The organism is Neisseria sp. HMSC03D10, assembly GCF_001807625.1.
GTDB lineage: Bacteria > Pseudomonadota > Gammaproteobacteria > Burkholderiales > Neisseriaceae > Neisseria > Neisseria mucosa.
On the sequence record NZ_KV789602.1, the window covers coordinates 1 to 6100 of the forward strand.

At 54.4% G+C, this 6100-nt stretch carries 5 protein-coding genes; 3 read left to right on the plus strand and 2 right to left on the minus strand.

Translation table 11 applies throughout. The features are described 5' to 3' along the window. Positions 1-123 precede the first annotated feature (123 nt). Entirely contained in the window at positions 124-1968 is a 1845-nt protein-coding gene (locus tag HMPREF3066_RS10460) for a lytic transglycosylase domain-containing protein (protein WP_070442809.1), read from the minus strand. Positions 1969-2139: 171 nt separating this feature from the next. Then, a complete protein-coding gene (locus HMPREF3066_RS10465; protein WP_009311093.1) occupies positions 2140-2700 on the minus strand; it encodes an adenine phosphoribosyltransferase in 561 nt (186 codons plus the stop codon). Between the two features lie 152 nt (positions 2701-2852). Here HMPREF3066_RS10465 and gmk point away from each other — a divergent pair, with 152 nt between their 5' ends. The 3 genes from gmk to HMPREF3066_RS10480 all read left to right on the plus strand — a co-directional run bounded on the left by gmk (position 2853) and on the right by HMPREF3066_RS10480 (position 6003). Then, entirely contained in the window at positions 2853-3470 is a 618-nt protein-coding gene (gmk, locus tag HMPREF3066_RS10470; protein WP_009312424.1) for a guanylate kinase, read from the plus strand. Between the two features lie 59 nt (positions 3471-3529). Next, positions 3530-3736 carry a DNA-directed RNA polymerase subunit omega gene (gene rpoZ / locus HMPREF3066_RS10475; RefSeq protein ID WP_003740638.1) on the plus strand — a complete coding sequence of 69 codons (207 nt, stop codon included), beginning with the start codon at positions 3530-3532 and terminating at the stop codon, positions 3734-3736. A gap of 110 nt (positions 3737-3846) precedes the next feature. Then, positions 3847-6003: a RelA/SpoT family protein gene (locus tag HMPREF3066_RS10480; RefSeq protein WP_045072866.1), complete on the plus strand. Its 2157-nt coding sequence runs from the start codon at positions 3847-3849 to the stop codon at positions 6001-6003. Positions 6004-6100: the final 97 nt, after the last annotated feature.

Here is a 6100-nt window from a genome sequence, read left to right on the forward strand (position 1 = left end):
CTACTGTCCTATTTTGATTTTAATTGACTATAAAAGGTCGTCTGAAAATACATTTTCAGACGACCTTTTTCAAGTTTGGCTTCCGTATCTGTCAAACAATACAATCGGATGCAGCCGCGTCAATCAATAACGACCCGGAACGGTTCCCATACGCTGTTTCAGCGAGGTTTGCGGCTCGTTGAACAGGGATGCGTAGAAGGTCGCGTTGGTCATGACTTTTTTGACGTAGTCGCGGGTTTCGGTGAAGGGGATGGTTTCGGCGTAAATCGCGCCTTCCAGAGGCGTAGAAGCCTGCCAGTTTCGGGCGCGGCCGGGGCCGGCGTTGTAGCCTGCGGTTGCCATCACTTCGTTGTTTTGCAGGCGGCGTTTGGCATCTGCCATGTACCATGTGCCCATGCGGATGTTGCCGTCCATGGTGTAGAGTTCGCTGCTGCTCATGCCGATTTTGCCGGCAATTTCGCGGGCGGTGGCAGGCATAACCTGCATCAGGCCTTGCGCACCGACGCTGGATTGCGCGCCCATGACGAAGCGGCTTTCTTGGCGGATCAGGCCGTAAACCCAAGCGGGATCAATGCCTGCTTGCGAGGCGTAGCGGACGGTGGTCTCTTTAAACGGAGAGAGGTAGCGCAGGTTATAGTTGAGTTTGCGCTCGGTCCGGTCGGCGCTGTTGATCGCCATATCGTAAAACTGGTTTTCAAAGGCGACTTGCGCGGCAGTCAGGAGGTTGTCCTCGTTGAAGTCGCGGGTGGCGAAACGCCATTCTGCCTGTGCCTGACGGCGCATTTTGGCATCGTTGCTGCTTTGGCTGTTTTTAAACAGAACCAGCGCGCGTTTGATGGCGCCGTCGTCTGCCATGCGGCGGACGTCTTTTTTATCGGCGTCGGAAACGTTGTTTTTGGTGTTGACGCGGCGGCCGAGTTCTTCGCCTGCTAAGACGGCGTAGAAATTGCGTCCGCTTGCGGTGGCTTTTTCGTACATTTCTTTAGCACGGCTTTGGTTGCCTTGTGCGGCGTAGCTGCGGCCCAGCCAGTATTGCCAAGTCGGGTCTTTTTGCAGGTTGTCGGGCATTTGTTGGATGATGCCGGACAATTCGTTCCAGCGTTGCAGACGCAGGGCGGCGCGGGCGTACCATTCAAACTGCTCGTCGGTCAATTGTTTGCGGTCGGAAACGCGGTTGTAGTAGCTCAACGCGGTCTGCATGTTTTGATTTTGCGCTTGGTAGAGTCCCAATACGCCCCATGCGAAGCTGCTTTGTTCGCGGCTTAAGCCGGATTCCATGCCGGACAGGGTAGAGGCTGCGGAGGAGGATTTGCGCGCGTCTTTGCCGATGACGTTCAAAAGGCTATATTCGCGCGCACCTTGCGAGCCGCCCTCAAACGGGCTGCCCAATGCGGCTGCCAAGCTGCGTGCGTCGCTGGTTTGGCTGTTGCTCAACAATCCGCGTACGCGGCGCCATGCGTCGTTGTTGTTCAGACGACCTGCCGATGCCGCGCTTTCGACCAAACGGGTACAGCCCGCGGGTAGCTTGTTGGTAACGCGCACAAGCTCTGCCGCCATGTTGTAGCTGCCGCTGCCCAGTTCGGCATAACATTGCACTTCCTGCACCCGGCCCGCCGCATTCAGCTTTTTGTTTTCTTGGCGGAACACATCCCATTGTCCGCGCGCGCCGAGGCTTTTGAGCCATTCGTTGAGGACGGTTTCAGCCATCGCGCTGTCGCCCGCCTGAGCCAAGAATTGTTGCACCCACATATCGTCGCCGCGTTTGGCAGCGTCCAGCGCGCCTTGATATTGGCTGTAATCGGACAATACTTTGGATTCGCCTTCGGCGCGGCGGGCGGGGATGGAAGCGGGTTCGGTCAGGGAAGAGGCAGGCTCTTTGGATGAAGTGTCGTTTTCAGAGACGCACGCCGACAAGACGGCTGCGGCAATCAGGCTGAGCGAGAGGGAAAATATGCGTTGTGCGTTCATTACTTGCCGTATCTTTATTAGAATCAATTAGAACCGTATTTTAAACGATTTGGTGGCATTATCCGAATCTGAAACCGATATTTACATTAACCGCGTAATCAGGGGCAACAAAAAGGTCGTCTGAAAAGCGGAATGGCTGTTTTAGACGACCTTTGAGGCATGGGGCGAAGTTTACATGCAGCCTTCGTTTTGCAGCAGGGTAAACAGGGGAACGCCGTTTTCGCGGATTTTGCTGCCGCCGATCAAGTCCGTAAATTCCAAAATCGCCGCCGCTTCAACGACTTCGCCGCCAAGTTTTCGGATTAGTTCTACGCCTGCGAGCATGGTGCCGCCGGTTGCAACCAAATCATCGACCAGCAGCACGCGCGCGCCGGGTTTGACCGCGTCTTTGTGGATTTCGACCGTCGCTTCGCCGTATTCCAGCGCGTAGCTTTGCGAAATCGTATCAAAAGGCAGCTTGCCCTTTTTGCGGATGGGGACGAAGCCGACGTTCAACTGATATGCCAACGCCGCGCCGATGATGAAGCCGCGTGCGTCCAAGCCAGCCACGACATCGATTTTCTGACCCATATAGCGGTAAACCAGCAAGTCCACCAAAAGGCGGAAATATTCCGCGCTTTGAAGCACCGGTGTAATGTCGTGAAATAAAATGCCTTTTTGCGGCCAGTTTTCGATTTTGCGGATTTTGTCCGCCAATGCGGCGACGCCCATCGCCTCAGGATGAACCAACATTTTGCGTGTTCCCAAATGAAAAGTTTTTAACACGATATTGTAGCCGTCAGCCCGTCGGTTGCCAAATCCATCGGGGCTGAAAGGTCGTCTGAACATGAAATTACACGCCCCGTATGCTACAATCAACAGATAATCCCATCGGTACCGACATCATGAAACCCCATAAAAAAGGCAATATTTTCATCATTTCCGCCGCTTCCGGCACGGGCAAGACCACGCTGGTTTCCCGTCTTTTGAAAAACAACGCCGATTTGCGCGTCTCTGTATCGCACACCACCCGCCAGCCGCGCGAAGGCGAGCAGCACGGCGTACATTATCATTTTGTTCCCAAAGAGGAATTTGAGTCTTTAATCAAACAAAAAGCCTTCCTCGAACACGCAAACGTTTTCGGCAATTATTACGGAACCAGCATTGCAGGGGTCAATTCCCTTAGCGAAGAGGGTTACGATGTGATTTTGGAAATTGACGTGCAAGGCGCGGCGCAGGTACGCAAATCCCTGCCCGAAGCGAGCAGCATCTTCATCCTGCCGCCTTCGTTCGAAGTCCTTGCCGAACGCCTTATCGGGCGCGGCACCGACAGCGAGGAAGTCATCCAAACCCGCCTCTCCAAAGCGCGTCACGAAATCGAACAATCCGTCCTGTTTGACTATATCGTTGTCAACGATGATTTAGACAGAGCGGAAGCCGATCTGCTCCACATCATCAAAGCAGGTCGTCTGAAAAAATCTTCCCAGCAAGGATTTATCTCAAACCTGTTGGAAAATTCCTGAAAAACAGCGAAAATACGCATTTACATTCCATCACAAATTAATAGAAAGAAAGCAAACAAATGGCCCGTATCACCACTGAAGACTGCACAGGCAAAATCCCCAATCATTTCGACCTGACCCTCGTCGCCGCCCGCCGCGCGCGCCAGCTTGAAAACGGCAACGCCCCTATGGTTGACGACATCCGCAACAACAAACCGACCGTTACCGCCCTGCGCGAAATCGCCGCCGGTCAAATCGGTACCGAACTGCTGACCCGCAACAAATAATACCGGCAGGCAAAACCTGCCCAACCGCCGCGCGGATTGTATCGGCGCGACACATCCGACCGATACAGTCTGACGGCTCAAAACAAAACACACACCGAAGGCCGTCTGAAATGCCCGCCCCCCAGCCCACTGCCCCCTACGACGCGCTGACTGCCGAAGCCCGCGAACTTTTGTTCCGTACCGCCTCCTATCTCAGCCCATCCGAACAGGCCGAGCTTGAAAAAGCCGTCGCCTACGCCTTTCACGCCCATGACGGACAAACCCGTAAAAGCGGCGAACCCTACATTACCCACCCCCTTGCCGTCGCCACGCAACTTGCGTTGTGGCACATGGACATACAAGGCTTGTGCGCGGGCGTGATGCACGACGTACTCGAAGACACGGGCGTATCCAAAATCGAAATGGCGGCAGAATTCGGCGAAACCATCTCCGAGATGGTGGACGGGCTTTCCAAACTCGAAAAACTCAAATTTGAAGATCATGCCGAGCATCAGGCGGAAAGTTTCCGCAAGCTCATCCTCGCCATGACCAAAGACGTGCGCGTGATCGTCGTCAAACTCGCCGACCGCCTGCACAATATGCGCACGCTCGGCTCCATGCGTCCCGACAAACGCCGCCGCATCGCCAAAGAAACCCTCGAAATCTACGCCCAAATCGCCAACCGCATCGGCTTGAACAACGCCTACCAAGAGCTTCAGGATTTATCGTTTCAAAACCTCCACCCGAACCGCTACGAAACCCTTAAAAAAGCGATGGACAACAGCCGCAAAAACCGCCGCGACGTCGTCGGCAAAGTTTTGCGCGCCTTCAGTCAGCGTTTGGTCGGCGCGAACATCGAAGCCAAAATCAAAGGTCGGGAAAAAAACCTGTACAGCATCCATCAAAAAATGTTGGCAAAAAAATTGCGCTTTGCCGAAGTCATGGACATTTACGGCTTCCGCGTCATCGTCAATAGCATTCCCGCGTGTTACGCCGCACTGGGCGCGCTGCACAATCTCTATCAGCCCAAACCCGGCCGCTTCAAAGACTATATCGCCATCCCGAAAAGCAACGGCTACCAAAGCCTGCACACGACCCTGGTCGGCCCATACGGCTTGCCCATTGAAGTCCAAATCCGCACGCGCGAAATGGATGCCGTAGCCGAAGGCGGCATCGCCGGTCACTGGATATACAAATCCGGCGAAAACACCGTCGATCAAGCCGTCCTCCATACCAACCAATGGCTCAAAAACATCCTCGATTTGCAAGCCAGCAGCGCGAACGCCATCGAATTCCTCGAACACGTCAAAGTCGACCTGTTCCCCAACGAAGTCTATATCCTGACACCCAAAGGCAAAATCCTCACCCTGCCTAAAGGATCGACGCCCATAGACTTCGCCTACGCCGTTCACACCGACATCGGCCACAAAACCGTCGCCGCCCGCATCAACAACACCATGATGCCCCTGCGCACCAAACTCAAAACCGGCGATTCCGTTGAAATCATCACATCCGAACACGCCAAGCCCAATCCGGCATGGCTGAATTTCACCGTTTCCAGCCGTGCGCGCAGCGCCATCCGCCAATACGTCAAAAACCTCAACCGTCACGACGCCATCATCCTCGGCGAAAACCTCCTGCAAAAAGCCCTGTCCAGCCTGTTGCCCAAAGACGTATTGCTTTCAGACGACCTCAAAGAAAAATACCTCGCCGACCTCAACGACAAACAAACCTCGTTTGAAGAAGTCCTCTACAACGTCGGCATGGGGCATACCCTGCCCGTGTACGTCGCCATGCACATCGCCGAACTGGCAGGGCAGCACTTCGGCAGCGAAGTCAAACTCAGCCCCATCAAAGTCAACGACCAAGAAACCGGCCGCATCCATTTTGCCGAATGTTGCCACCCCGTCCCGGGCGATTCCGTCCGCGCCCTTTTGGTCAAAGACAAAGGCATGATTATCCACCGCGATACCTGTCCGACCCTGCTCAAATCCGACCCCGAGCAGCAGCTTGATGCGAACTGGGAAGGCATAGGCAGCCATACCTACCGCACCGGACTCAGCATCCAGTCCGAAGACGCCCACGGCCTGCTCGCCCTTATGGCGCAAGCTATCTCCAACTCCGGCGCAGACATCGAATCCGTCGAAACGCCCAACAAAGCGCTGGCAGGTACGGAAGGCTTTGTCGAATTCAAGTTCATCATTAAAGTGAAGGACTTGGCGCAAATCAACCAAATTATTCACAACCTGCACGCCATTCCCCAAGTGCGCAAAGTGGTTCGAAGCTAACGGGACGGTATCGATTTAAATTGAATCTGCTCTAAAACATAAAAAGGTCGTCTGAAAACCCATGTTTCAGGTTTGAACTGCACCCCAAAAGTTGGAC

Excerpts from the sequence above, each read along its gene's own strand:
- HMPREF3066_RS10460 (WP_070442809.1), bottom strand. The coding sequence starts at position 1,968 with ATGAACGCACAACGCATATTTTCCCTCTCGCTCAGCCTGATTGCCGCA.
- HMPREF3066_RS10465 (WP_009311093.1), bottom strand. The coding sequence starts at position 2,700 with ATGTTGGTTCATCCTGAGGCGATGGGCGTCGCCGCATTGGCGGACAAA.
- gmk (WP_009312424.1), top strand. The coding sequence starts at position 2,853 with ATGAAACCCCATAAAAAAGGCAATATTTTCATCATTTCCGCCGCTTCC.
- rpoZ (WP_003740638.1), top strand. The coding sequence starts at position 3,530 with ATGGCCCGTATCACCACTGAAGACTGCACAGGCAAAATCCCCAATCAT.
- HMPREF3066_RS10480 (WP_045072866.1), top strand. The coding sequence starts at position 3,847 with ATGCCCGCCCCCCAGCCCACTGCCCCCTACGACGCGCTGACTGCCGAA.